Source organism: Pedobacter glucosidilyticus DSM 23534 (assembly GCF_000425145.1).
GTDB lineage: Bacteria > Bacteroidota > Bacteroidia > Sphingobacteriales > Sphingobacteriaceae > Pseudopedobacter > Pseudopedobacter glucosidilyticus.
Genome location: NZ_AULF01000013.1, coordinates 23,793 through 46,958, shown reverse-complemented (window position 1 = coordinate 46,958; position 23,166 = coordinate 23,793). Strand labels below are relative to the sequence as shown.

17 protein-coding genes are annotated in these 23,166 nt (G+C 34.7%); 2 read left to right on the top strand and 15 right to left on the bottom strand.

Going from position 1 to position 23,166, the window contains the following annotated elements; genetic code table 11:
• Positions 1-25 precede the first annotated feature (25 nt).
• From H510_RS0105305 to H510_RS0105245, 13 genes are all read right to left on the bottom strand, one after another.
• Positions 26-1,588 (bottom strand): glycoside hydrolase family 28 protein, encoded by a 1,563-nt coding sequence (locus tag H510_RS0105305; RefSeq protein ID WP_026903361.1) that lies wholly within the window; start codon positions 1,586-1,588, stop codon positions 26-28.
• A gap of 26 nt (positions 1,589-1,614) precedes the next feature.
• Positions 1,615-3,156, bottom strand: coding sequence for an MGH1-like glycoside hydrolase domain-containing protein (locus tag H510_RS0105300; protein ID WP_081659198.1), 1,542 nt, complete (start codon positions 3,154-3,156; stop codon positions 1,615-1,617).
• Between the two features lie 4 nt (positions 3,157-3,160).
• Positions 3,161-5,890, bottom strand: coding sequence for an alpha-d-galacturonidase (locus H510_RS0105295; RefSeq protein WP_081659197.1), 2,730 nt, complete (start codon positions 5,888-5,890; stop codon positions 3,161-3,163).
• A gap of 346 nt (positions 5,891-6,236) precedes the next feature.
• Positions 6,237-8,336, bottom strand: a complete 2,100-nt coding sequence (gene cslA / locus H510_RS0105290; RefSeq protein ID WP_026903358.1) for a chondroitinase-AC — start codon at positions 8,334-8,336, stop codon at positions 6,237-6,239.
• A 9-nt stretch (positions 8,337-8,345) separates the two neighbouring features.
• Entirely contained in the window at positions 8,346-9,743 is a 1,398-nt protein-coding gene (locus tag H510_RS0105285; protein WP_026903357.1) for a sulfatase, read from the bottom strand.
• Complete coding sequence (locus H510_RS0105280; RefSeq protein ID WP_036692020.1) at positions 9,744-12,791, bottom strand: chondroitinase family polysaccharide lyase; 3,048 nt, start codon at positions 12,789-12,791, stop codon at positions 9,744-9,746. It lies immediately after the preceding gene.
• Positions 12,792-12,806: 15 nt separating this feature from the next.
• Positions 12,807-14,327, bottom strand: coding sequence for a sulfatase family protein (locus H510_RS0105275; RefSeq protein WP_026903355.1), 1,521 nt, complete (start codon positions 14,325-14,327; stop codon positions 12,807-12,809).
• Between the two features lie 357 nt (positions 14,328-14,684).
• Complete coding sequence (locus tag H510_RS0105270) at positions 14,685-15,560, bottom strand: pirin family protein (protein WP_026903354.1); 876 nt, start codon at positions 15,558-15,560, stop codon at positions 14,685-14,687.
• Positions 15,561-15,628: 68 nt separating this feature from the next.
• A complete protein-coding gene (locus H510_RS0105265) occupies positions 15,629-16,225 on the bottom strand; it encodes a Crp/Fnr family transcriptional regulator (RefSeq protein ID WP_026903353.1) in 597 nt (198 codons plus the stop codon).
• A complete protein-coding gene (locus H510_RS0105260) occupies positions 16,206-17,540 on the bottom strand; it encodes a sensor histidine kinase (protein ID WP_026903352.1) in 1,335 nt (444 codons plus the stop codon). The genes H510_RS0105265 and H510_RS0105260 overlap by 20 nt, the downstream gene beginning before the upstream one ends.
• Complete coding sequence (locus H510_RS0105255) at positions 17,537-18,214, bottom strand: response regulator transcription factor (protein ID WP_026903351.1); 678 nt, start codon at positions 18,212-18,214, stop codon at positions 17,537-17,539. The genes H510_RS0105260 and H510_RS0105255 overlap by 4 nt, the downstream gene beginning before the upstream one ends.
• Positions 18,215-18,220: 6 nt before the next feature.
• A complete protein-coding gene (locus H510_RS0105250; protein ID WP_051291066.1) occupies positions 18,221-19,066 on the bottom strand; it encodes a hypothetical protein in 846 nt (281 codons plus the stop codon).
• A 14-nt stretch (positions 19,067-19,080) separates the two neighbouring features.
• Positions 19,081-19,347 (bottom strand): hypothetical protein, encoded by a 267-nt coding sequence (locus H510_RS0105245; RefSeq protein ID WP_155977849.1) that lies wholly within the window; start codon positions 19,345-19,347, stop codon positions 19,081-19,083.
• Between the two features lie 216 nt (positions 19,348-19,563).
• On the opposite strand from H510_RS0105245, the gene H510_RS0105240 reads away from it, so the two are divergent.
• Both H510_RS0105240 and H510_RS0105235 read left to right on the top strand, forming a co-directional pair.
• Positions 19,564-20,352 (top strand): DUF4382 domain-containing protein, encoded by a 789-nt coding sequence (locus H510_RS0105240; protein ID WP_026903348.1) that lies wholly within the window; start codon positions 19,564-19,566, stop codon positions 20,350-20,352.
• Positions 20,353-20,423: 71 nt separating this feature from the next.
• Positions 20,424-20,966: a hypothetical protein gene (locus tag H510_RS0105235; protein ID WP_026903347.1), complete on the top strand. Its 543-nt coding sequence runs from the start codon at positions 20,424-20,426 to the stop codon at positions 20,964-20,966.
• Positions 20,967-21,111: 145 nt separating this feature from the next.
• Here H510_RS0105235 and H510_RS0105230 read toward each other — a convergent pair whose 3' ends face one another.
• Positions 21,112-21,897 carry an endonuclease/exonuclease/phosphatase family protein gene (locus tag H510_RS0105230; protein ID WP_026903346.1) on the bottom strand — a complete coding sequence of 262 codons (786 nt, stop codon included), beginning with the start codon at positions 21,895-21,897 and terminating at the stop codon, positions 21,112-21,114.
• Between the two features lie 4 nt (positions 21,898-21,901).
• Positions 21,902-23,161 carry a glycoside hydrolase family 88 protein gene (locus H510_RS0105225; RefSeq protein WP_051291064.1) on the bottom strand — a complete coding sequence of 420 codons (1,260 nt, stop codon included), beginning with the start codon at positions 23,159-23,161 and terminating at the stop codon, positions 21,902-21,904.
• Positions 23,162-23,166 lie beyond the last annotated feature (5 nt).

The window sequence follows — 23,166 nt, the reverse complement described above, 5'->3', positions numbered from 1 at the left end:
AAACATGTAGTTTAGAGATTATGGATTAATCAGCAACAACATCAATCTTAACCTCTTTTTCTTTTAATACTGGCGTTACAACATGCTTTAACAAGTTGTTTTTAACGGTAATATCTTTAGTTTGTTCGCCTTTTAATCTTAAGAAAATATCTGTTCCTTTTACAGGATAAGAATTGTAAAGAAAAGCATCTTCAACATTCATAAAATCAATTAAAGGAACGCCTTTTAAAGGACTGTAAGATTTAACATCATCAATAACTAAATCTTTTACATTTTCTGCAACTATGGCAGAGCCCATTTTAGTATTTACTTGCACATTATGGAAAGAAATGCGGTTTGCATTTTTAATCTTAAAACCGCTTTTTGCATCAATATTAATATCATTAAAACTGATATTTTCTATAGGCATTTCTTCTAAACCATTCAAATATCCAGCTTGATTTACCTGAGCGGTGATATTACTGAAATGTATATTTCTAAATGCCGGAGTTCTTTCTGAAATAGGCTCTACATCTGTTTTAGCATATTGCATATCTAAAACAATGGCTTGATCTCTGATATTTTTCATGATGATATTATCTACCCTGATTTCTTCTACTACGCCACCTCTACCACGAGCGGTTTTAATACGTAAGCCTCTATCTGTACCATCAAAAACACAATTAGAAATGGTAATTTTCTTAACGCCGCCAGACATTTCGCTACCTATAACCACACCACCATGACCACGCAACATGGTACAATTGGTAATGGTATAATTTTCTGCCGGTACATTTAATTTCCTACCCGAGCGGTCTTTACCAGATTTTATCGTGATACAATCATCGCCAACGCTAATATGGCAATTAGAAATATGTACATTATTGCAAGATTCTGGATTTATACCATCTGTATTTGGTGAAGGCGGATTTTCTATCGTAACACCATCAACAGTTACATTTTCACAAAATTGTGGGTTAACCGTCCAAAACGGAGAGTTTACAATGGTAATATCCTTAATTTGTACATTTTTGCAATACATAAATTGTATAAAAGGCGGACGTAAAAATCCTCTTTCTATCCAGCCCGGTAAATCCGGAGCTAAAACATCTTTATTTAACCTTTTAAACTCTTTTTGCCATTTAGAATCTTCTGTTAATTTCTTTACATGAACTTCAGAAAAAGCCCACCATTTTTTACCATGCCCATCAATTTTCCCCCTGCCAACAATGGCAATATTTTCTAATTCATAACCGTAAAAAAATGGCGAGAAATTGGTAACCTCTGTGCCTTCCCATCTAGATTTCACCATCGGCAAATAATCATCAAAATTATCGCTAAAATGAAGCTCGGCACCAGCATCAATAAAAATGGTAATATTACTTTTTAAGTGAATAGGACCTGTTAAATATTTCCCAGCAGGAAAATAAACCGTACCACCGCCTGCTTTTGAAGCTGCTGCTATAGCTTTGCTTATGGCTTGTGTGGCTAGCTTGCTACTGTCGTTTTTTGCACCATATTTTACAACATTGTAGAAGTTTTGCGAGTAAGCATTTAAGCAAAGACTTAAGCAGCAAATGAAACTTATACTTTTAAATATCTTTAACATGTGATGTTGATGAAAATTTGTAAGATTTATAAATTAACTTTTAAAGTTTGAAGCTTTTTAGATTGAGCTATAAGTTTACCATCAGCAAAAAGCATTAAACCTTTTCCTTTTTGATAGCGCTCTCCGGTTTTATCCCAAATGATGGCGAGTATTTTACCTTTATAAGGCACCTGACTTAGTTGAAACCAATCTGCTTTACCTTTCGGGATTAAGGGTTTAATAATAATTGAGTTATCAAGCTGTGGCTTTAAGCCGATTAAATCCTGAATAACCAAATCCATAAAGGTAGAGTGGTTATAAAATTTACTTCTCGGATGATCTCCTTTTAACCACTCGCCATTACTTTCATCCTGATATTCACCGATATATGGCTTGCCATACATCTGCTGAGACCAAGCATATTTATGTAACTCGTTGTAAAAAACAGATGCATTCATTTTACCTTTTTTGCTGTAATCATTCAGCAAATTGGATAAGCCACGCAAAGTTTGTGAAGTAGCAAAAGGCCAAATAGCACCATCCCATTCGCAACCATGTCCGCTTCCGCGAGTTCTAAAAGTAGGCTCTCTACGCTCGGCAGTTGTTAAGCCCCATTTAGCTTTAAAACCAGCCGTATCTAATAACTGACTCCAAGCCTTCGCATATTCCTTCTTATCGGCAGGTAAATTAAAATACCAAGGGATAAAACCTATGGCTTCTCTAGCACCATGCAAAGTATCTCCTTTAGCCATTCTAGTTTTAAAGAATTTATCTTTCGCATCCCATAAAGAATCCTGAACCAATTGCTTTAAAACAGCTGCTTTGTTACTATATTTTTGCGTTAATACTGGGTTATTAACTTCATTTGCTAACAAAGCTAAAGCTTTTGCATTACCATACATATAACTGTTAATGGTTGGGCGCAAATTCTCGTCCTTTCTGCTTCCGCTAACAGATTCTTCCATGCCATCTTTAACATCATGCTGCCAAAACATACCGTTTTTAAGCTTGCGCTCTTGCTCCCATTTTTCATAATCGGCATCTAAAGCGGGTAGTATCTTTTGGAGATATGCTTTATCAGGATGAACCATGTATTGCGCTAAAACAGCATCATCTACCCAACTACTAAACTGATGGAAACGTGGTTTTGATTGTCCTTTATCAGCATCATACAACCAAAAATTAAGATATTGCTTCATGTATTCTTGATTTTTTAACCACCTACCCTCATAGATATGATGACCTAAAGCACAGCTGATAGATTGATGCTTTCCGGCATGTTTTACTGGTTCTATAAACTCGGTAAAGATATAGCCATCAGGTGTTTGTTTTAGATGTTTTCTAAAAGACCACCAACGGAAATAATACTTCTCTTCTATCTCTTTATCCGGAAAATCTAATAAAGGGATATTCTCATTTAACCATTGATAGGCATCGGCATTAGGCACTAAATTTTTTACCGCTTCGTTATCATCAACATTAAATTGCTTAACGTATTGATTTAATTTTTGACCAAGGTTTACCTGCTGTGCAAAAACCGAAATTTTAGCACATAAGATTATTAACAAGCTATAAAGTAATTTCTTCATTGGTTTACAATTTAACATCAGTTGGTGCGTAATAACCAAAAAGCCAATCTATATCTCTGCCATTGCCGTTTAAACCTGCATCAAAAATTTTAATTTTTTGATTTGCATCTATAAAACCTAAAACTAAGGCTTTTCCTTTAGCTAAACTTAAAGTATTTTTTCCGGCAGGGAAAGTATAAGCATGTACATTTATAGCCGGATAATTTTCTATGATGATGGCATTAGAAATTTTACTTTCTGCTTGTCCGTAATTGTTAGCACTGGCATCAGTCTCTAACTCTGGCGTTGGCGAGAACTGAGCATCTTTTTTATTAAAAAATCCTACCAAAACGGTTACAGGCTTAGCATTGGTAAAAGTAATTTGCGTACCATTTTTTATTTGCGCTGCCGCTGATAATTGTAAAGCGTTTAAACCAACAAGCTCTGGTGTTAAAGCTTTTATTCTCAAATCTTCATCGGCGAAAGCCTTAGCTTGCTCTTTTACGGTATAAAACAATTGTTTGTCTTGAAATTTAACTCCTGCATTTTCATAAGCCTTAACGGCGATATTACTTGCTGTTTTGGTGCTTTTTAAAGAATCAATACTATGTTTAAAATTCTTCAATTCGGTTTCAAAAACAGGTAATACTTCTTTCCAATGGATAAAAGTTTTATCAACACCACGCATAGGTATTTTACGCTGCTTGGTTTGCATGCTGTTGGCGTATAAATAATGATTTTCTGTTAGTTTAACCAATTTCTGATAATGCTGAACGCTACTTTCTAAGAATGGTAATGCTTGGTCTAAATCTTTAACATCGTTAGAATATTTGAATTTCAAAATCCATAATGCTGCGGTTACTTTATCGGCATAGAAGTTTGCCATAGCATCGTAGCAATACATATCGTTAAGCAATCTATCAAATTCATCCTGATTTGCCTTTACACCAGCTTTTGCTTTTTCTATTGCGGCAATAGCTTTTCTACCATGCTCAACCACTTCTTTAGCAACTTGAACAGGCGTTTCGCCTATATGACCTTGTTTTTTCCACTCTTTCTCGGCATAGTCAATAATCATCTCGCCTTCGGGAGCTTCAGACTCGTACATCAAAGTAAAAACTCCGTAACGGAAAGGATTGATAAACTGCGTAGTAAGCATACCCAAAGTAAGGGTTTGCCTATTTCCATCGGTAATACCAAAACGTCTTAATAATTTAGGGGAAATCTCTCCTGATTCTTCGTAAGCATCTAAAATATGTTTACCCGTTTCTTGATTTGCTCCGTATTTTGCGCCTAACTCTTTAGACCAATAGGCAATTTCTGCTGAGCGCTCTCTTTTAGAATCCCAAGCATATCTTGCCCAGGCTTTATACCAAATCCAATCGCGGTCTAATTGCATCAATCTATTTGGTGCTTTATCGGCTGTATAAGGCCAATCCCAATAAGATGCTTGCGGGTATAGATGCAAAGCGTTAGCCTCATAAACATGGTGCATTGCCTGTACAGATTTTTGAATAAAATCTGCCGAGCCATATCTAAAAGGCTCTAGATTAGCTAAAATATGTACATTTTGAACATGTACGGTTCCTATTCTGCTAAGGCTTCGGTGTAAATCGGCCCATTTACCACGTGGTGTATAAGTTGTTAAAGCCTCGCCATTGTATTTAGCCATGGTATATAAATTTTTATACAATGGTAAAGCTGCTTTCATAACCGCAGGCGCATCACTATCATGTGCTCTTAATACAATAGGTGGCTCGGTTTTACTTCCTAGCGCTTTTAAACCATCATGCACACCCGGGATAATGGTTTTCGTGAACCAATCAATATCATCTTGCCCTACGCCTTCCATAGCCTCGCCCAAAGTAACCAATAAACCTACGTTAGGATATTTTTGTACAAAAGCAGCAATAGATTTCTGCGTATAATCTGCAATAATTGGGATAATTGGGCGGTTTCTATCCTGAGTTTTTAATCCGTGTTTTTCTGCAAAAGGTTTTGGTATCAAGATGTTATAAAACATCTGAATAACCCAAATCCCACGCTTATCGGCCTCCTCGGTTAAAAATTTAAAGATCTCTTCATTCTTTTTAAAAGTAGCTTCATCAACTTCTAAAGCGTAAGGATATTCTTTTAGCTTTACTAAAGAAGAAAAAGGATGTCCGTTCCATAAATACAAAGAGTTGTAACGGTTGGCCAGCATCATATCTAAGTAGGCTATCCACTGTTGCTTATCGTAAAACCAAGGAAAAGTTTCTGGTGTGTATGGATATTCATAAACATCACGACCAGGCAGATAATCTGGCTTTTGCAAACCTATAGCTGTACCACGCAAAACCATTTCTGGCTTATCTTTAATTTGTAGGTTTTCAGGCAATTTACCTTGTGCTTTAACTTGTTCTGTTAAAGTGGTAAAAGCGTATAAGATTCCAGAATCATCTCCACCAGCTAAATTGATATTTCCTTTAGTATCAGAAATAATCGAATAACTTTCTTTACCGCTTGTTTTTTGGTTGGTTAAGATGATATTTTTTGTTCTAATATTGGGCTTATTGTTCTTAGCTATTTGAGCTTGATAAGCTAATTGATTAAGCTGTTTCACTAACTGTGTAGCGCCAAACATTACCCTTGAGCTAGCTTGTGCGGGTACTACAACATTAATTTTTTCTTTGGCTGTTTTGGCAATTGCCGAGTTGAACAGCAAAGAAAACATCATACAAACAGTGTATCCTGTAAATCTGAGAATGAGCTTCATATAAAATTTAGGTTTGCAGATTTTTAAAAAAACCTTAACAACAATTGCTATTAAGCATATTGATTTCAAAAATAGGTTATTAAAAGGCTTATTCTTTGTAGGTTTTTCTCTAAGAATTATAGCATCTTATCTCTGTAACAGGAAGGTTATTGAAGTAGACTAAACTTTTATTGAGAATTTGGTTTTCAATAAAATATTTTTAGGATTAGCTTGATTTTTTAAAGTTGGTACTCTTATTTAGGAGTTGATAGAAATAAAAGTTGGAGAGGAATCTTATTAGGCTTAACCTATAATGATAGAATAATTGAAATTTATTACATCAATTATTCTATCAATTTAAAAAAGCTTATAAAGATAAAGGAACTTCTTTACTTGAGCCTGCAAAGGGTTTTTGTGGCATTTTTACTATTAAATCTACTTTTTTACCAGACTTAATATCACTTATGTTGAATGTGATTTGCTTTTCTTGTTGTAAAGGATCGGCAACATATAAAGTCTTTTTGCCTTTAACACTTTTAATCATGTAAACACAAGGCTTATCAGTTTTTATACTGAGCTCATCAGTTTTTACTTCTGTAGCCTCGTGTAAAACGGCCTGTAATATTTTTAAGCCTTTGTGATATACCACTTGCTGACTGGCCGTATTGCTGATGGTTTGTAACTGCTCTGGATTAAAACCCTTCACATCTTTTACAGCTGGTAAAACAATATAGTTATAAGTAGCCGCTTGTGGTTTGCTACCATGGTTTATCCATAATTTAAACACATTTCCGCTAACTTCATTTTTAGGCTGCGAGTTATTGATTTTGTGCCATGTACCGCTTTGCTTTTGAGAACTAAGCTTCACATTTGCTCCACTAGGAAAATAATAAGCAATACCATCATGCTGTACCCAACTGTTATTACTTAAAGCGTATTCATTTAACTCATCTTTCTTTTGCGCTTTACCTACAGAAAGCTGAATATTACCATTTAACCAAGATTGGTTTAGCGTAGTGGTAACAGGCAAAGCACTGGTCGATTGAATATCAGCACCCAAACAAACAATTTCCTGTTCAAAGAAAAACCATGCCTTTTTAGCTGTAACGCCATCATAATTTAAATGATAAGCGGTTGCGCCATAAATACCATCAGAAACACCTCCAGCATAAGGATTTAGCGCAAATTCTCCCCATTGTTTTTCTAACAAAACATCTTCCGGATTATCTACACTGGTTGTTCCAGGGATTTTATCCCACTCCCATAAAGGCATAATATCAAAATACTCTGGGCCTCTTACTTGTATATTGGTTGCACCATCAGAAAGGTATCTTCCATATAAATTCTCCTTGTTTCCACTTTCTGATCTTTTGGTACGGTTACTAGCTATTCGTACATGAACAGCGTATTGAGGACGTACATGCTGCGTGTAATCGCCTTTCCAATAATGTTGATGAAAGGGTTTAAGCTCATTATCTGGCGCTACCAAGCTATCTACTCGCTGTCTGATGGTTTCCCACTCTTCTTCTCTACTAGCATCTATGGCTTTTACCGTTTGGATACGATATTTTTCAGAAGTTTTCTTAAGATTTCCTTTTCTGGTAACACCCCTCCCTTCTACGTTAAAATCTATATACCTTGATCTAAACGCATTAATATAGGTTTGTCTGTAAAACTTAGAGAAAACCTCCAACTTCTCTGCACTTAACGCATAAGGTGTTGCTCTTACATAGTTAGCAATTTTAGTTACACCACCTATAAAAACATTACCATAGCCAGAAATATACAATTGCGGTCCGTGTTGTAGGTAAGAATAATCATGCTGTAAGCCTTCTTCTGCTTCGGTTAAAACAACAGGTTCAAAAAGCTGGTCTAAGGATGATTTAAGCAAATCATTATCTTCTGTAAGTAAAGCTCTATAAAAATAGTGCATCGCAATATCAGTTTTGTTAGCTCCGGTTTTATCCTCGGCAACTCCTCTTTTCATTCGTTCTAAGAGCTTTTTTTCTAGTTCTTCTGGTAAGTAGCTATCGCCAAACTTGAGTAAAATAAGAGATTCGCCAAGTCTTTGTGGTACGCTAATCTCATTGTGCCACCAATTATCGCTTTTTGGGTCTGTAGCATACCAATATTCATAAGCTTTGATGATGGCATCTAAAAAAGCTTTATTGTTATAGTAACTACCGCCTTTATTTACGTAAGCCTGTATCAATAAATGTGTTTTTTCCAAATGATTTACGGGCGCCCATTTAGAGATATCTCTAGCTTGATAATTGATATCACTCCAGCTTCCATCGGGCTGTAAAGCGTCTAAAGTTGCTTTAGCCGAAGCATCTGCTTTAGCGAAAGACTTACTGGCGTCGTCAAAAATCCTTTTCATAATAGTACCAAAAGGATAAGTCGCTTGTGCTTTTACCATAAAAGGTAAAAAGCCGATACAAAATAGGGTAATGAATACTTTTTTCATCTTTATTAATTAAGGATATTTTATTTCCATTTCTCTTCCAATAACCTCCATACGGTGCTTTTTTATTTGATTGTCATCGCCATAATCACTCACCCAATGTGGTTGTTGCATTTTTTGTTCCCAGTTTTGAAGCTTCTTTTCTAACTGTTTCACTTTTTGGGGATAGGTACTCGCCAGGTTATTTTGTTCGCTTACATCATCCTTTAAATTGAATAAGAGTAAAGGATTATTAGCTGTTTTAATCAATTTCCAGTCGCCACTTCTAACGGCTGCAGCTACGCCTCTTCGCCAAAACAAATCTTTGTGAGGAATAGCTTTTTTAGGATTTGACAAGTAAGGCAAAAGATTTACACCATCTAAAACCTGCCCTTTCAAGGCTTTCCCCTCACTAGCCGCAATAGCTGTAGGAGTAATATCCATAGCAGAAACTATAGGATGATAAACTTGATTAGCTGATAATTTTGCAGGCCATTGCATGATGTAGGCTACACGAATGCCACCCTCCCATTTAGAACCTTTCAAACCTCTGAGCACACCATTATCAGCAGCGTTATTGGTTGCAGCACCATTATCATTTAAGAAAACAATTAAAGTATTTTCGTAAAGCTTTTGCTCTTTTAAAGTAGCTACCAATTTACCTATGTTACGGTCTAAGGAAGTCATCATAGCGGCATAAGCTCTTCTTTCTGCGTTTTGGATATGAGCAAATTGTTGCATCAATTCTTGTTGAGCATTTATAGGCGTATGTACCGCATTATAAGCCAAATACATAAAAAAGGGCTCTTTTTGATGTTCTTTTACAAAAGATATGGCCTTATCGGTAAACATATCTGTAAGGTAGTATATCTCTTTTTCTGATACAGCTTTTCTGTTATGCAGCAATTGTAGCTCTCTTTTAGGTTCCTTATTGTAAGCGAAAAAGTTACGATGCCCACCAATAAAACCATAAAACTCATCAAAACCTCTGTTTAACGGAAAATGCTTTTTTTCCTCGCCTAAATGCCATTTACCTATCGCAATGGTTTTATAACCATTGGCTTGCATTTGGTCTCCTATGGTTTTAACCGATGGATTTAAACCTATATCACTTAACTGAAAACCATCAACAGGTTTGGTAGAAGTATTATGCTCAAAACCGAAACGTTGTTGGTAACGGCCACTAAGTAAACCCGCTCTAGATGGTGCACAAACTGCTGCTGTAACATAAGCATTGGTAAAGCGTACCCCGTTTCTTGCTAGCGCATCAATGTTTGGAGTAGGTATTTCTTTACCTCCGTAACATCCAAAATCTGCATAACCGGCATCGTCACTTAAAATAACAATGACATTTGGTTTTGCCTTTGACTGTGCTACTAACTGTAAATTTATAGCACACAATAAAGTAGTTATAAATAGCTTGATATTCATTTAATTTCCTTTTATTAATTTCAATGGAGTAGCCAAACCATAAGCACAATTTACTTTAATTAAAGTATTACCTTGGGTTGTTTTTGCAACTTCATATTTCTTGCTATCATCGGCTTTTAGCCAATTACCTTTTAATTCTAACTGTATTACTGATGGTTGAGCATCTGTTTTAAACCAATAACGAGAATAAATACTTACCTCTTTTCTAGTACCATCGCTATTTAGCGGTGTTTCATCTGCACCTTGGTAAAAGCCTAAATCAGGGTCGGTAATTGCTAAATTTAATTTGTCTGTCTTTTGCTGATATAAAATTAAACAAGCTTTACTGTTGTTGATGATAAGCGGATCTGTTGATTTACTATTCTCTTTAAAAAGTGCCAAACCTGTAAGCTGCTGCGCTGTATATTTTACGCTATGTGCATCAGCGGTTTTTTGTAAAACCTGATAAACAGGCGTTTTACTAGACATTTGCGTTTTAAAAGTCTGCATTTTTTGTGCGTCAGCACCAATCAACATGGCATATTCATAACCTTCATTTTTTGGTGCAGAACCATGTTGTAAAACTAAGCTAGCAAAATTACCCTTTGTGTTTTGCGTATCTTTTTGATCTCTAGATTGCTGTTGATTTTTACTTAGCGTAATATTACTATTGGCTGCTAAATAATAGCCTATCCCTCTGTTATCTAATACAAAAGCTGGCGTTGTTAAAGTTTTTGATAATTGAGCGGGAAAATCAATTGGTTGATGATCAAGCAATACAACTTCGTTGGTTTTGTTTAAATAGTTTTGAAAAATGGTTGTTTCTGCTGGATATTCCTTGATGCTATTCTCAATATCAGAACCTAAGCAAACCAACAAGCTATCAAACATAAACCAAGATTTTATAGCTTTAAAGCTTCCTAAATTGTATTTATCATGCCCTCTCAACTTCATGGCAAAAAGCCCTTGTTGGTTTAAAGAACTGCCTCCAGCAAAAACTTCATCGGTTAAAAGCATTTCTTCTACCCCACTATAATCATCCACATTAAGGATATTTGCCCTTAGTTTATCTAGAGGGACATGTAAGGTGGTTGTTCCGGGTATGCGGTTCCAATCCCAACCTTTATCAGCAAAATTACTTCCTGTTGTGGTTTTAGTTTCCGGAAACAATACTTCTACATGACCATAACTTAAGTATCTACCAAATACATTTGCTTTAGGATAAGCCTCATGACTTACCATATACCTATTATGACCTTTAACGGTTAGCAACCAATTATCTCTTCTATGAATTTCTAATAAACCGTAGTTCAAACTCCAATGTCCGGAAGGGTGTTTTGCTGCTTGTACACCTATTTGCTTAAACTTTTTATCCCAAGCCAAATTTTTCTTCTTAGCTACTAATAAGTAAACGGCAGCCATTTCCTCGTCAATAGCCTCTTTACCATCCGGAGTACCAGCAAGTGCTAGGTAAGCATAAGGTTTGTCAGGGATGCTCCAAGTTCCCGTTGGGTGCCTTCCCGAAATGCTGATTGGCCATTTATAAGGATTGGTATAGTAATGCATCATCAATAAATTTTCTTTAAATTTTTGATGCGCTTCTTGCGCTACCTGATAGCTTGTTTTACTCAGCACATAAACAATTGGGGCTAAACCATTATAGCCTCCAACGCCATAAGCCGGATACAAAGTTGCATGATGAAAAACTGCTCCATCGGGTTTAAAAGCACCTGTTATAGCTACATTGGGTTTCATGTTGAAAGATAACCAACGTGAGTAATATTGTAGGAAGCGCATTTTTTCCGGCGTATCATCTAAAATTAAAATACTACTCAACATTCCTTGTAAAAGTGTATTTAAAACATCAATATTAGACTCAGGCATTTTTTCTGTCACTTCCACAGCTCGGCCCAAGCCGCTAAACCAAAACATACTTTTAAAGGTTTGCTCAAGCTTGCCCGATGCTTTGATAACATCTTTCATGAGTAAGCATGCCGTATAATAACTTTCTAAATTATAACCTAAGTGATGTAAAGCACCCATACCACTCCCAAAAGACCATCCTTGATTTTCTGCATGGTCTAGCAGATTTATAAACATTGTTGCTAGCTTATCTTTATTGGTTTGGGTAGTACTAAAATGATGGGCTTCTGCTACAGCAAGCATTAAATTACTGTACCTGTTGATATTGGTTTTCACATTTATCTTTTTTGCAGAATCTAATGTTCTGCTATTAGACAATTCGATATCATTGGTAGAAAAAATTGTTCTTCCGTTAATGTATTGCCCGTTTCTTTTAATTTTCCAAAAAGCATATTCTTTTTCTAGTTTACTTATAATGCTATCTGTTATAAGTTTTTTTGAAGGAAGAATTACTTCTAAGAAACGTTTATAAATTTGGCTAACTTCTTTTTTATCTTGCGGAGTTATAGCGGATTTTAGAGGTAAATAGTCTGGCGTTGTGCTAAATTTATAAAGTGAATTCCAATGGGCATTGGCCGCTTGGTCTCCTTCTAAATTCACAAAAGGCAATTGAAAATCTCGCATGGGCGACCTTGGATTGATATTTACCTGATACATCACTTGGTCTAGGAATAAAGTTCCTTTTTTTATTGTTACCGGAGCTTTAATTTCTAAACGATTCATATTGGTTTGCGGTGTACCTTGCATATCACGGTGGTACATCACCCAAGCTGTACGCCAACCTTTAAAATTGAGGTTAAAATCAAATTTACAAGCTTCTTTGTCGGCAGCATAAAAGGTAAAACTTAGTTTCTCTGCAACCGGATTTTCATTATAAATCCAAAAAACAAAAGTACTGCGTTTATCTGATGCTACCTTTTTAAACTCATCTGAAACAATGTTTAAAGTACTTTCATTCCCTTTTGTCCAAGCCCATGCAACAGAACTTTCGCCCATTTTCTGATGTTGGGTACTGATAGCTAACTTACCGTTTTTAGCTTGCCATTGTTTAGGCACTTCTTTTTCACAAATATCTTTTTGTAGTTGGGCTAAAGCCTGATGCTGTAATGCAATAAACAAACAAAGTATAAATACTATTTTTTTCATGTTTGGGATGCTGATTTATTTGCTTAATCTGGTAACCTGATTTTCTTTAATACGCTTAAGCTCTTTAGCCAGCTTTAAGGCTTTTTTAGGTTTTTGAGCTAATAAATCTTCCTGCTCTGATGGATCTTGCTTTAAATTAAAAAGCAATCCATTTTCTGAGTTGCCACTCTCGATATTGGTTACCGGATATACCTCCGGACCTTTACCAGGTTCTATATATTTCCAATTGTTTTTAATAAGTGACAAAGTACCATTTACCGCATGTTGAACAATATAAGGCCTACTTTTAGCAGATTTTCCTAAAAGTGCATCCAACATATTAAAACTATCTGGAGCTTCTTTTACAGCTAAAGGTTGTTGAGTAAGTGCTGCTAAAGAAGCATATAAATCAACCTGACTGATAGCCGCAGAAGAAACAGCTGGTTTGATAGTTTTTGGCCAGTAAGCTATAAAAGGAACTTTTGTTCCGGCATCAAAAGCGCTGTATTTACCACCACGTAAATGAGCTGATGGAGTGTGCCCATTTAGCATTTCATTGGCAAAATCGGCATAGCCATCATCTAAAACAGGACCATTATCGCTACTAAAAATAATCAAAGTATTTTCAGTAAGTTTTAGGCTATCTAAAGCTCTTACGACTTCGCCAACCGTCCAGTCGAGTTGTAAAATCACATCCCCTCTTGGGCCTAAACCACTTTTACCTACAAATTGTTGATTGGGCGCTCTGGGTACATGAATATCGTTAGTAGCCAGATATAAGAAAAAGGGATTATTTTTATTCTGAGCGATAAACTTTACAGATTGCGTTGCGATATGGGAAGCCAGTTCTTCATCTTTCCAAAGTGCTTTTTTACCCCCACTCATATAACCAATTCTGCTAATGCCGTTTACAATGGTTTGCGCATGACCTTCTGTAAGTTTCATTTTCAATAACTCAGGATTTTCTTCTCCTGTAGGCTCGTTTCCTACTTTTTTCTTATAATCAACTTCTATAGGGTCTTTAGGGTCTAGGTTGATGATATGGCGATTTTCCATAAAAACGGTTGGCACACGATCTGCCGTTGCCGGGATGAGGAAACAATAATCAAAACCAATTTCTAATGGACCGGGCTTAATAGTACCGTTCCAGTTGGGACCACCATCTGGACCTAAACCTAAATGCCACTTGCCTATAGCAGCGGTTTTATAACCTGCTTTTTGCAGCATTGCAGGTAAGGTTGGGGTATTGGTTGGGATAATTAATCCGGCATTTCCTGGAGCTATATCTGTACCTGATTTTCTCCAGGCATATCTACCTGTAAGTAGAGAAAACCTTGACGGTGTACAGGTGGATGATGTGGCAAAGGCATTGGTAAAACGTAAACCCTGTTTAGCTAGTTTATCTATATGGGGGTTTTTTATTTTGTTGACCCCATAACAACTTACATCACCATAGCCCAAATCATCGGTATAAATAAGTACAATATTAGGCTGTTGCTGTGCAAAGGTATTTGCAGTAAAAAGAAATAAAAAAAGTAAAAATTGAAGTCTCAACATGATTATTATAAAAAATTGGTTAGCTAGGTATCAAGTGTTTTAAAACCTATTCTAATGTCAAATATTCTATAAATAGCTTGTTGATTAAGGTTAAAAATTGGTTATTGTAGGGGTAAATAATCGTTTTTTAAGCAACTCATAGGTAAGAAGCTAAAAGCAAAAGACGAAGAGTTAATACGCTCAACTAATTTTTTTAAGCTTTTGGTGCCAATATTATTAAATGGCAACCTATAATGCAAAAAAAATAGAAAGAGATTACTTCTTCGTCTTCTACAGCAACGATATGAAAATCAATTGAAATTAGTCTATAAATAACATCTCAAAACTATTTTAAGTTAGTTACCAACCACTTAATTATTAATCCAAATATCCAAACTTACCCAAATTAACATCTTCAAATGCCTGAATAATTTCATCGCGGGTATTCATCACGAAAGGACCATGAGCTGCAATAGGTTCTAAAATAGGTTCTCCGCTTAAAACCAAAACCACACTTTGCTCTAATGCTTCTATGGTAAAATCTTCTCCCTCGTTTTTAAATAGTAAGAAATTATCTGTAGCTACAGTTTTTTCATCATTTACTTTAATGCTACCTTCTATAACCAATAATGCTGTATTGTAATGAGGAGGGAAAGAAAATTCCGCTTTTCCACCTGTATTTAGTTTTGCGTTTTGCAAATGAACCGGCGTAAAGGTTGATGCTGCACCAAGTGTATCTTGGTAAGCCCCAGAAATTACTTCAATAGTTCCTCCATCATTATCCAAAGGATATTTTTGAATATTTTCTTTGGTGATTTCCTGATATTTAGGCTTAGACATTTTATCCTTTGCAGGTAAATTTACCCATAACTGTACCATTTGAAAATCACCACCAGCTTTGCTAAACTCTTGCTCGTGATATTCTTTGTGTAATACACCTGAGGCGGCTGTCATCCATTGCACATCACCCTCTCCAATAATGCCGCTATTTCCAGCGCTATCATGATGGGCAACTTTTCCTTTATAGGCTATCGTTACCGTTTCAAAACCACGGTGTGGGTGTACGCTTACTCCTCTAGGTTTATCTGTTGGAGGGAAATAAAATTTAGAATTATAGTCGAGCATGATAAAAGGACTCATCCTTTGCATGCTTAAACCAAAGCTTCCTGGTATAAAATTGTGTACTCTAAAACCATCGCCTACCATGTGTGGGGCTGGCGGAGTAAAAATATGTTCAATGCTTTTAGTTTTCATTTTCTTTAAATTTTATGATTCAAATTTAAAGGAAAGAAAAAAGCTGAGCATTGATGTATGATAAGAAATTAATGAGGTTTGAAGTTTCTTCGGGCTAACTCCTTACGTACTCTGCTTAAAGATTCTGGCGTAAGCCCCAAATAAGAAGCTATCATCCATTGTGGTAAACGTAACGTAAGTTCTGGATAAAGCTTGATAAAATCTAGATAACGTTGTTCTGCAGTAGCGCCCAATAAAAGATTTACTCTTTTTTGCAAATGCCTGATATGACTATGTAATGCTTTATGGTTAAAAGCTCTGTAAACCGTACTTATGTTACAAGCATGTGTAATAAAATCTTCATTTAACATCACCAGCTCTGTATCCTCTACGGCATCAATAAACAATTCTGATGGCTCATTAAAGAAATAACTGCTTCTATCTACAATAATCCAGTCTTCTGGCGCAAATTGGATGATATGCTCCTTACCTTGTTCATCAATGGTGTAAGAGCGCAATAAACCTTTAGAAACAAAGAAAGAATAGCCACAAATTTCTCCTTGTCTTAATACAAATTCTCCCTTTTTTATGGATTTAGATTTTAAATAATGACTAATTTCTGAAAACTGTTCATCCGTAATATCAGAATGATTTTGTATGTAGTTTTTAAAGTTTTGAAGCATCATTAAACAAATTAAATACAACCCTAAAACTAGTACCTTTATCTACCTCAGAATTTACTCTTATATCTATCTGATGATAAGCTGCTATACTTTTTACAATAGCCAAGCCTAAACCATAGCCAGGGTTTTCTGCTTGATTACTTTTTCTAAACCTATTAAATATAAAAGGAATTTGCGCTTTAGCGATGCCTCTACCCGTATCTTTTACCGTTATCTGGTATTGATTAAAGCTTAATAACTCGTCAAAGATTTCAATAGTTCCGTTTTCTTTATTGAATTTTATAGCATTATTAATGAGGTTATAAAAAAGCTGAAAAAGTAAATCGTGATTAACCTGCTTTAACAGCACATCTTCTTTTAAATTCAAATAAATTTGAATGTTTTTCTCTTCTAAACGATGACTTATTTCTTCCAGAATTTCTTGTAACAATACAACGGGTTTTACTTCATCCCTTTTCACAAATTGCTCATTATCTATCCTCGAGATAAGCAATAAAGAACTCGAAATCTTTTTTAGCCTATCTAAAGTTTTCATGGTTTCGAGTATTCCTAATTCAGCAGATTCTGATAATTCTTCATCTCTTAATAAGTTTTCTAGCTTATGTTGTAAAATACTGATAGGTGTCATTAACTCATGCGATGCATTAGCAGTAAACTCTCTTTCTTTTGCAAAAGCTTCATTTATTTGCCTCATTAAAATCAAGATAGATTCATCCAGATAGCTAAAATCTGTAGTACTAGTATTTATTTTAATCTCTTGATCTTTAAAGGGAAATTTACGGTTCACCAATCTGGTTTTAATAATTTGCCCCAGAGGTTTTACCAATAAACGGGTAAAAGTAATATCAATTGATACCGTAAAAACAATTAAACCGATAAGAACGTAAATTGCAAAACGTTGCAGAGTTTGGTTGTATTGGTGGATACTTGCTAAAGTTTTGCCAACCTCTAACAAATAAGGTTTATTTTGATAATTGAATGTATGACTTAAAACCCGATAGTTAAGTGTATCTCCTTCTATAATTCTTTTAGTGTCTTTTATGGTATCTAAGATGGTTTTATCTACCTGAGGCTCTAGTGCAATATACTCTTCCTTTAAAAGTGTATAACTACCATAACTATCTTCTCCTTGTAAATAATACTGAATGCCGTTTTTAGCAACAATGTCCATTACTTTTTGTTGTTGCTCTCTTAAAATATAATTGGTGTATTCTGATGCAATTTGATCTACCAAAAATGGCAATAACAAAATAAACAAAGCTGAAACAACAAGCTTAGAACCTGCAATGAATAAGAGTAACTTGGTAGCTAGCTTCATGATTTCCTTATCCTATAACCTACACCTCTAACGGTTTCTAACCATTCTGTAGATGCTAAAACATTCAATTTTTTTCTAATATTCTTGATATGTGCATCTATATAATTAGAATCATAATCTACATCTGCAAAGGTACCCCAAATATGCTCACTTAATTGCATACGTGTTAACACCCTGTTTTTGTGTAGAAGTAAATAGCTTAATAAATCAAATTCCTTTCTGGACAGTTCTATTTCTTGTTTGTTATGGATAACTATGCGTTTTTGTATATCTATCTCAAAGTCGCCTACAGTTAATAACTCATCCTGAACGTTAAACTTCCTACGGGCAATAGCCTGCATTCTAGATTGCAATTCTAATAGATAAAAAGGTTTTGCTAAATAATCATCAGCACCCAAATCTAAACCAGTTATTTTATCTTCTAAACTCCCTCTGGCTGTAATGATGATAAATGCCGCTTCTGGATGCGATTTTTTTATCCTTTTCAGGATATCAAGACCATCACCATCGGGTAAACCTAAATCAATCAGGATAAAATCGTAAGAATTTATTTGTGCCTTTTCTAACCCGTCATGAAAGGTGTGCGCCAAATCACAAACATAAAAAGCCTTTTTAAGAAAGGTTTCCATTTCGTAAGCCAAGGTTTTTTCATCTTCAATGATTAAAACTTTCATAATGAATTAGAATTGATAATAAAATGCTAAACCAAAAAAAGACTGATTTCGTTTTACACCAGGCTCGGTTTCATGTCCTAAAATGGTGAATTGATAGCTAAGTTCTGCTAAATAATTTGCCCTACTGTAATTTATAGGTAGTTTAAAATTATAGGCCAATATGGTAAAAGCAGAAGTCTCAATAATTTCGGTTGTGATAATAGTATTACCTGCATTACCATTTCCTGTATAAGGGTTTTTACCTTTCCCTTTTTTTGCCCTCTCTATGGTATAAGTTTCAAAAAAATTTCGGCTACCTGCAACCAGCTCTATACAAGGCTCAATAGATATTAAATCATTTTTTGTGATGTTAAACAAAGAAATATCTTTGGATTGGCCTAAACTCATAAAAATATCATCTGCCTTACCAAAAGAATAATCGGTGCTAAAAACACTCTTAAACCAAGGAAAATGATAAGTTGCCATGAAACTTAAATTATTGGTATTGGCGGCTTGTAGTAAAGGGGAATTTTTAGGATAAAAGAATTTATAATAAGAAAGACCAACGCTTAACTTATCATTAATTTCATAATCATAACCTATTCCTAAATCTCCTTCCGAAACGAAAGAACTATCATTAAATAGTCTATAAGAACCTACAGAGAAATATAAACCAGATGGAAATCTTAGTGTTGCATTTAGTAAAGCATAAGGCAACCTTTCTGATGTTACTTGGCCGTAATAACTAATATTACTATTATATAAAGCTGCTAATGTTAATGTTTTAGACGCTTTCAAAGTATCTGTTTGCCCTTTTAAAGCTAAAGTCCACACATTAAATAGTATGAATAGAAAGGTAATTTTTCTAATCATGAGATAGCTATTAATTATCGTTTTTTAATATTCGGCTTAACAATTTTAACCTTTTTAGGCTGTACTTTTGGCTTCACACTAGCAGGTTTAGGTTGTTTTTTTGCCTTAGGAACTTGCTTTATCTCTGGCTTTGATTGTGTCTCTTTGGGGTCTGCTGGTTTTACATCCAGCGTTTTTTTATCTTTTTCTTGATAAAACTCAATTTCAGACGCAAAAACATGATCAGCACATACGCTAAATAATATAAAAGCCAATAACCGAAGATGGAAAATTCTGTTCATGCTGTAAATATAAAAAAGTTTGTCTCCCTGAGGAGACAAACTCATCTACCTATCCTTAACATGGAGTTCGTTAAGTATAACAAAGATGTACCCCTTAAATGAAATTTTGATGAAATTTTAGAAATAAAAAAAAATTTCTTTTTCATGTTCTTTTCATCTTCCCCTCACAACTTTGATTATACAAAACTTATTATTTATCCATTTGAATATAAAAACATGAAAAAGAAATTTGCATACGCTATCATTGGATTGGTATCTAGTATAGGTTTATTTTCTGCTTGTCAGAAAGAAGAAATTACTGACGGTAAAAGTAAAGTAGAAATCAGGATGACTGATGCGCCAGGTAGTTTTGACGCTATTAATCTGGATGTTAAAGAAATTATATTAGTTTCTGGAGATGAGACTTATGTTTTTCCTGTAACAACCAATATTTTTAATATCCTTGATTTTAGAATTGGTACTAGTAAGCCTGATATTTTAGTGGCTTCCGGAGAAATGCCCGCCGGAGAAATTACAGAAATAAGACTGATACTTGATGAAGGAAATACCATTGTAATTAATGGTGAAGAAATGCCACTACAAACGCCAAGCGGACAATCATCAGGTTTTAAAGTTAAACTAACAGAAAATCCAGAATTATTATCAGGCGTAGCTTACTCCCTTTTGTTAGATTTTGATGCAGCTAAATCAATTGTTAAGACTGGAAATGGTAAATATCTTTTAAAACCTGTAGTAAGAGGTATAACCGCAGCAACAACAGGTTTAATTTCTGGTACTGTTCTACCATTAGAAAGCGCTCCAGAAGTTTTAGTGATATCAGGTACTGATACTGTTGGTACTATACCTAATGTAGAAACTGGAGCATTCACCGTTGGTGGATTAAGAGCTGGAATTTACTCAGTAAAATTTGTACCTGTAGCTGGCTTTAAAGATTCTACCATTACAAATGTTAGCCTCATGGCTGGTCAGATAAAAAGTTTAGGAGTTATTACACTTAAACCGTAATTATATATCAGAAAGGCAGGTGATGTATAAAACCTGCCTTCTAAATGTTTAACCTAGAAAGAGATATAAAGATGAAGAAGACAATTTTCATTGCTATAGTGATGATAGGCTTTATCACTCATGGCGCACAATCACAAGTAAACATCAATGTAAATATAGGTGCTCAACCGGTTTGGGGGCCAGTTGGATATGACCGAGTAGACTATTACTATTTACCTGATATTGAAAGTTATTACTACGTACCAAGTAGACAATTTATTTATCTGAGTAACGGAAACTGGGTTTTTGCCACTTCTTTACCTAACAGATATAGAAATTACGATTTGTATAATGGTTATAAAGTAGTAATTAACTCTCCAAGACCATATTTACATTTTAGAGATCATAGAGTAAGATATTCAAGATATAAACATAATAGATCACAGGCTATTATTTATAGAAGTAATAATCCTAGATACTATGTCGTAAAAGGACATCCAAGGTATAGACATCATGACGATAATCGTTATTATAAATCAAAGTATACCTCTTATAACCGAAATGATCGAGATTACTACCGTGGTGGCCATAAAGGAAAAGGACATGGAAATGGTAAAAATAAAGGGAGAGATTAAGAATCTAACTTTTGAAAAGAGGTTGTCAAAAATCTTGTTTATCACATAAAACAGCGTTGGAGTTTACTCTAAACATGCTCAGAAAAAATTTCGACTCTGTATGAGATAAAACATCAATTTTAGACAATCTCTTTTATTTTAACTCTTAAAAAACAAGAAGCTCTGCCCAAATAGGATAATGATCTGATGCTGTAACTTGGTTTAAAACAACATGATTTTTCACTTTAAAGGAACTCTTTTTATGGTAAGCAATAAAGTCTATGGCTAAACTATTTTCATCAGAAAATGTGGCTGGACAATTTGTACAAGTTCTGGTTAAGGCACTATCCATAATGTCAAGTGTTTTACTTGGTAAAGCAGCGTTCCAGTCACCAGCCAATATCAATGGTAATTTTTCTTGATTAACGATATTTACAATCTGTTTTGCTTGTAGCTCTCTATTACCGGTTTCTAAAAAATCTAAATGGGTATTGGCAAAGCGTATGTATTTTTTACCCGGCAGTTTTACTTTTACAGTTTGCATGATACGAGGTTCGGCACTTGTATCGGCTTGGTTTGTTAAGCGATAAATGGTGTGTTTACTGATAGGGTATTTAGAAAGAATGGCTATCCCATAAGCTCCGCCATCAAAATCTATTGCTTTAGCAAAATAAACTTTTAAATCCAACTTTTGCGCTATCAACTTGGCTTGATTTCCTTTACCGCTTCTTTTGGTATTTTCATCAACTTCTTGTAATGCTATTAAATCTGCATCAACCAGTTTAATAACTTCTGTTATAGCATTTAAATCTATTTTTCCACTTTTTTCATCTGCTGGCGGATTTGCATGGTGTATATTAAAAGATAATACTTTTAGGACGATACCTTTTTCTTGTGCTATTAACTTTGTGGTAAATAACAATATTAATATTGTATAAATAAGTTTCTTCATGATTCTACTGAGCTGTTAAACGCTGATATCTTAATAATGCTTCTAAAAAATAATAATCTGCATAAATAAGTGGTACATCTACTTCGTTATTGCTTGGTAAATTGCCAGTACTATGCTTTAATAAAAAATAAGGATTAGTATTGTCAGTATTTAAATAAGCCTCAGAACTTAAAGACTTTAACATTTTAAGCGCAATATTTTTATAACGTTTTGCTTTTTCGCCTTTTACAAAAGTGCTTAATTCTAGTAAAGCAGAGCTGGTTATGGCTGCTGCCGATGCGTCTCTTGGTATAGGTTGGTATTGTTGTGGGTTAAAATCCCAATCTGGTTTATAACCTGCTTGCCCAACATTAAAATCCCAATAAGGAATTTTGTCTTTAGGCAGATTTGGATGTTGGATAAAAAAATCAGCTAAAGCTATGGCGGTATTTAAAAATCTTTGATCTTTTGTTTCTCTATAAGTGCTTGTAAAACCATAAATACCCCATGCTTGTCCTCTTGCCCAGGTAGAATTATCAGAAAAACCTTGCAAAGTTTGCTGATGTAAAACTTTACCTGTTTGTGGGTCGTAATTTACTACATGATAAGTGCTATTATCTGTTCTGATATGATTTTTCATGGTTTGTTCGGCATGTTTAATAGCTACATGTTTATAAATAGTATCACCGGTAACTTTAGAGGCATAAAAAAGCAATTCTAGGTTCATCATATTATCCATAATTACCGGATACTCCCAAGTATTAATGTTTCCTTTTGATTTGCGTTTATTCCACGATTGGATGCTACCTACAGTTGGTGAATACCTTTTTAAAAGTGATTTTGCCGATTGTATCAGAATATCCTGATATTTAGGATTAGGATTAAATCTGATAGCATTACCGTAGCTACAATACATCATAAAACCAATATCATGATGGGCTGTATTATATTGGTTACTTTCTAAAGAATTTGTCCATGCTTCTGCATGCTTACGCCATTTTTCTTCTTTGGTAAATTCATACATATACCATAAAATACCAGGCCAAAAACCTCCTGTCCACTCATCAATTTGAAGATATTTTAGTGTGCCATCCGGATGTAAAGCATGTGGGTAATCTTTAAAATTTCCTTCGGTTGTTTTTAATAAATTATCATACAAAGGAGCCGCAGTTGCAAAACTTCTCTTTATAAAATAATCTTGCGCCTTACTATTTATTGCTAATAATAAAAACAGAGTTAAAATGGTATAAAACCTTGGTTTAAATGTTAAAAAGAGCTTATTCATATTAT

Coding starts and splice junctions, on each gene's coding strand:
- H510_RS0105305 (WP_026903361.1), bottom strand. CDS start 1,588: ATGTTAAAGATATTTAAAAGTATAAGTTTCATTTGCTGCTTAAGTCTT.
- H510_RS0105300 (WP_081659198.1), bottom strand. CDS start 3,156: ATGAAGAAATTACTTTATAGCTTGTTAATAATCTTATGTGCTAAAATT.
- H510_RS0105295 (WP_081659197.1), bottom strand. CDS start 5,890: ATGAAGCTCATTCTCAGATTTACAGGATACACTGTTTGTATGATGTTT.
- cslA (WP_026903358.1), bottom strand. CDS start 8,336: ATGAAAAAAGTATTCATTACCCTATTTTGTATCGGCTTTTTACCTTTT.
- H510_RS0105285 (WP_026903357.1), bottom strand. CDS start 9,743: ATGAATATCAAGCTATTTATAACTACTTTATTGTGTGCTATAAATTTA.
- H510_RS0105280 (WP_036692020.1), bottom strand. CDS start 12,791: ATGAAAAAAATAGTATTTATACTTTGTTTGTTTATTGCATTACAGCAT.
- H510_RS0105275 (WP_026903355.1), bottom strand. CDS start 14,327: ATGTTGAGACTTCAATTTTTACTTTTTTTATTTCTTTTTACTGCAAAT.
- H510_RS0105270 (WP_026903354.1), bottom strand. CDS start 15,560: ATGAAAACTAAAAGCATTGAACATATTTTTACTCCGCCAGCCCCACAC.
- H510_RS0105265 (WP_026903353.1), bottom strand. CDS start 16,225: ATGATGCTTCAAAACTTTAAAAACTACATACAAAATCATTCTGATATT.
- H510_RS0105260 (WP_026903352.1), bottom strand. CDS start 17,540: ATGAAGCTAGCTACCAAGTTACTCTTATTCATTGCAGGTTCTAAGCTT.
- H510_RS0105255 (WP_026903351.1), bottom strand. CDS start 18,214: ATGAAAGTTTTAATCATTGAAGATGAAAAAACCTTGGCTTACGAAATG.
- H510_RS0105250 (WP_051291066.1), bottom strand. CDS start 19,066: ATGATTAGAAAAATTACCTTTCTATTCATACTATTTAATGTGTGGACT.
- H510_RS0105245 (WP_155977849.1), bottom strand. CDS start 19,347: ATGAACAGAATTTTCCATCTTCGGTTATTGGCTTTTATATTATTTAGC.
- H510_RS0105240 (WP_026903348.1), top strand. CDS start 19,564: ATGAAAAAGAAATTTGCATACGCTATCATTGGATTGGTATCTAGTATA.
- H510_RS0105235 (WP_026903347.1), top strand. CDS start 20,424: ATGAAGAAGACAATTTTCATTGCTATAGTGATGATAGGCTTTATCACT.
- H510_RS0105230 (WP_026903346.1), bottom strand. CDS start 21,897: ATGAAGAAACTTATTTATACAATATTAATATTGTTATTTACCACAAAG.
- H510_RS0105225 (WP_051291064.1), bottom strand. CDS start 23,161: ATGAATAAGCTCTTTTTAACATTTAAACCAAGGTTTTATACCATTTTA.